The organism is Photobacterium sp. BZF1 (assembly GCF_014349205.1).
Lineage (GTDB): Bacteria > Pseudomonadota > Gammaproteobacteria > Enterobacterales > Vibrionaceae > Photobacterium.
The window spans coordinates 1-4337 of sequence record NZ_JACSOF010000258.1; the positions used below are offsets into that span (position 1 = coordinate 1).

The window sequence follows — 4337 nt, forward strand, 5'->3', positions numbered from 1 at the left end:
CTGTGGTTCTGTGGTTCTGTGGTTCTGTGGTTCTGTGGTTCTGTGGTTCTGTGGTTCTGTGGTTCTGTGGTTCTGTGGTTCTGTGGTTCTGCAGGCAGCATTCACAACACACTCAATAACTATCAAGCTTTTTCTTTTTCTTTTGCTTTTCCTAGGTCCGAGGGCCCGCTTTTCCTAGGACCTGCTCTTAAAACAACAAAAGGGCCCGAAGGCCCTTTGTATTTAACGAATTATCAGCTGTATGTGATTATACGAACTTGATTTTGGTCACTTCTTTCAGGCCAGACAGAACCAGCGTTGGAAGAGATGCTGCTAGGAACACAGTGATTAGGTGACCAGCTGACAGACCTTCAGTGCTGAAGATGAACTGGCCAACACCTGTGTAAATCACACCTAGAGACAGTGATGCAGACAGCGCTACCGCACCCAACAGAGATTTGTTGGTGAATGGGTTCTTGCGGAACAGCGTGCTGAACGTACGTGAATCAAAGATGTGCCATAGCTGACAGAATACTAGCATTGCAAAGGCCATTGTCTGTGCGTAGTTCGCGCTTAGGCCAGCGTTCATTGCCCAGTTGAATGCCAGGAAGCTCATACCACCCTGTGCTAGACCACGGATAATAATACGGGTACCTAGGTGATCGCTGAAGAAGCTCTCGTTACGCTTACGCGGTTTACGCTCCATCAGGTCTTTCTCTTCTGGGTCAACACCTAGTGCCAGTGCTGGCAGACCATCCGATACCAAGTTAATCCATAGGATCATTAGCGGCGTCAGCGGCAAAGCAACTTCTGGACCCATGAACAAGAAGGCAAACAGGATAACCGATACTTCACCTACGTTAGCAGTCAGTGCCTGACGGATGAACTTACGCAGGTTGTCGAAGATCTGACGGCCCTGACGTACCGCTTTAACGATAGTGCTGAAGTTATCATCCAGCAGGATCAGGTCACCTGAATCTTTAGCAACCGAAGTACCTGTGATACCCATGGCGACACCGATGTCTGCGCGGCGTAGTGCTGGTGCATCGTTCACACCGTCACCTGTCATTGCAGCAACTTCGTTGTTGTACTGCTGAGCCTGTACGATACGTAGCTTGTGCTCTGGTGTTACACGGGCGAATACGGCAACGTTAGGACAGATACGACGTAGTTCTTCATCGTCCATGTCATCTAGCTGGCTACCTGTTACCACTAGGTCTTCTTCGCTGCGGATAATACCGATGTCACGAGCGATAGCTGCTGCTGTCAGAGCGTGGTCACCAGTGATCATTACAGTACGAACACCCGCATCGTAACAGCTGTCTACCGCTGCACGTACTTCTGGACGTGGTGGATCCATGATGCCGTATAGGCCAAGGATAGTGACATCCTGCTCTAGTTCAGTATGATCGCGCTTAAGGTCATCCTCAGATAGTTCGCGGAAACCTACAGCAAGGGTACGTAGTGCCTGCTCGGCAAAGTCCTGGATAGCCGCTTCGTAGTTCGCAACCATCTCTTCTGCAGGGTTGGCAGCAACCGCTAGGTTACCTTCCGTCGTTGCTGGCTGGTAAGCCACAACATCGCCGTTAACCATAAAGCCTGATGCATTGCGTAGTACCACATCCGGCGCACCCTTGATAGCTAGGAAGTGCTTACCCTGTGGGTCTTTTACGATAACCGAAGCCATCTTACGTGCAGAGTCGAACGGGAACTTCTCAACGATTGAGTAGCCACCGGTTGACAGCATTTCAGCCTGCTGTAGACCAGCTTTGGCTGCAGCAACAATCAGTGCACCTTCGGTTGGGTTACCGCGTACAGAAGACTTGTCGCCGTCTTGGATATATTCTGAATCATTACACAGTGTCGCAACAACCAGGCCTTTCATCATCTCAGGGCTGTCTTTTACGTCTGTGCCGTGTGCTAGCGGCTTGAACTCACCTTCAGGAGAGAAGCCTTTACCGCTTACTTCCCAGTTACGGCCTGATGCATCGTAGGCTTTCATAACCTGCATCTGGTTCTGGGTCAGGGTACCTGTCTTGTCTGAACAGATAACGGTAGTTGAACCTAGGGTCTCGATTGCAGCAAGCTGCTTAGCCAGTGCATTGCTCTTAACCATACGGGTTGAACCCATGGTCAGTACGATAGTTACAACTGTTGGTAGACCTTCAGGAATAGCGGCAACTGACAGTGAGATACCTGTGTTCAGGATTTCCAGCCATGGCATGCCGTGGTATAGACCGATAACACACACTACAGCTACAACACCCAATGCAACGATCATTAGCGATTTGGCAATCAAGTCCATACGCTCTTGCATTGGTGTCTTGGTTTCTTCGGTATTCGCCATCATGTCAGCGATGTGGCCAACTTCAGTCTGCATACCAGTACCCACAACGATACCCAGGCCAGTACCTGAAGTTACCATAGTGGTCATAAAGCCCATGTTTTTCTGATCGCCAAGACCGATATTGCCGTCTTCCAGCGCATCAGATGTCTTGTCTACAGGCTCTGACTCACCGGTCAGTGCCGCTTCGTCGATAGACAGACGGTTGGCTTCGATAATACGAACATCAGCAGCCAGAATGTCACCGGTGCTGATTTTCAATACATCACCCGGAACAATTTCACGGGCTGGGATATCGACCCATTCACCGTTACGACGGACCTGCGCCATAGGGGCAGCCATGTCGCGCAGTGCTTCCATACCTTTCTGGGCTTTGAATTCCTGCCAGAAAGCAATCAGCACGTTGATGACAATGATTACGCCGATAGCAACGGCATCAATCAAGTGACCAGTGAAGAAGGAAACAATTGCACCGACCCCTAGGATGAAGATCAGTGGGTTCTTGAATTGATGCGCTAGCAACTCCAGTACCGACTTACCGGCCTGTTCTTGCAGTTCATTGGAGCCGAACTGCTCCTGGCGCTTTTTCACTTCCTCAGAAGATAAACCATTCTCGGTTGACGTACCCAAATTGGACACAGTACTGGCAACCGTTTCGGTAAACCATTTTTTAGTCATGGGGGGAATCTCCAATTAAATACATTCAGTCGACATCAGTACAATTTCAAACTGATAAAAAGCATTCGCTGAATAGGTCAAAGTAATTTAAAACTCGTTATTAAAGGCATCGTGCCAATTAATTTTTTTCACATCCCTGAATACTTTCTGAATAAAGCATTCGAGTTCATTTAAACGAGTAAATTTAAATTAACCGAAAAAATGGTGGGTTGTAATTATATTTCGTAGGGCCATACCATAGTTCAGGATGGATCTTTGACAATTATCAAGATTTTGACCGAATATGGCATAAAATTAGTCATAAAGTTGAAACAAAGTATGAATTAGACCCAGTTCTAACAGAATTAATACCTCCGAAATATCGAAATATGAAATTTTACAACACAAAATAAAAGGCTTAATGCGCTCGCATTAAGCCTTTTTATGCCTCTGTTTTAGTTAAAAAACCGTTAAACCGGATTATCTATATCGATAAAATTAACGTCGAAATTATGTTTATCGGCTAAATACTCACCTAATGATTTTATTCCATAACGCTCAGTTGCATGATGACCAGCACTAAAATAATGAATACCTAATTCTCGGGAAATATGAACTGTTCTTTCGGAAATTTCTCCAGAAATAAAAGCATCCAAACCTTTATTAGCGGCTAGTTCTATAAAGTCCTGGCCGCCACCAGTACACCATCCCAAGGTTTTAATTTCCTTTGGCGCATTATCGCCAATATGCAACGGTTCACGGTGTAAGGTAATTGATAGCCTTGCCGCGAGTTCTTCACCACTTAAAGGTTGAGCGAGCTGGCCATAAATCGCGACAGAATTAGGGTTACCCTCTTCCAAGCCTCCTAGCACTTCAATATCCAGCAGTTCAGCCAGTTTTGCGTTGTTACCTAACGTTGGGTGAACATCCAGCGGCAGGTGGTAAGCATACAAGTTGATACCATTCTCGATAAGCGCTTTGATGCGACGATATTTCATGCCGCGAATTTCTGCAGGCTCCCCCTTCCAGAAGTAACCATGGTGGACCAGCAGCGCATCGGCTTGCTCTTCGATAGCCCGGTCAATCAATGCCTGGCTGGCAGTAACCCCTGTAATGATCTTTTTAACTTCAGGCTTACCCTCAACCTGCAAACCATTCGGGCAGTAATCTTTGATTTGATGGGGACTCAGCAGCTCGTTTAGCACTGACTCTAGTTGGATATTGTTCATCGTCTTTTTCCTTCACCTCGATAGCGATATTCTATACCCAAAGGCAAGGAACTGTTGACCTTTTCCTACTCCCTACCATCAGGGCTGATGATATATCGTACCGACAAAAAAGCTGCCGGCCGGCAGCT

Annotated in this window: 2 protein-coding genes; both read right to left on the bottom strand. The window is 47.0% G+C overall.

The window, feature by feature from the left end; genetic code table 11:
• Nucleotides 1-247 precede the first annotated feature (247 nt).
• Nucleotides 248-3001: a cation-translocating P-type ATPase gene (locus BIZ37_RS29585; RefSeq protein WP_187464590.1), complete on the bottom strand. Its 2754-nt coding sequence runs from the start codon at nucleotides 2999-3001 to the stop codon at nucleotides 248-250.
• Nucleotides 3002-3450: 449 nt separating this feature from the next.
• Entirely contained in the window at nucleotides 3451-4209 is a 759-nt protein-coding gene (locus BIZ37_RS29590) for a Nif3-like dinuclear metal center hexameric protein (protein ID WP_187464591.1), read from the bottom strand.
• Between the last annotated feature and the right edge of the window lie 128 nt (nucleotides 4210-4337).

What these genes read in the sequence shown, in the direction of transcription:
- BIZ37_RS29585 (WP_187464590.1), bottom strand. Translation starts at nt 3,001, where the DNA reads ATGACTAAAAAATGGTTTACCGAAACGGTTGCCAGTACTGTGTCCAAT.
- BIZ37_RS29590 (WP_187464591.1), bottom strand. Translation starts at nt 4,209, where the DNA reads ATGAACAATATCCAACTAGAGTCAGTGCTAAACGAGCTGCTGAGTCCC.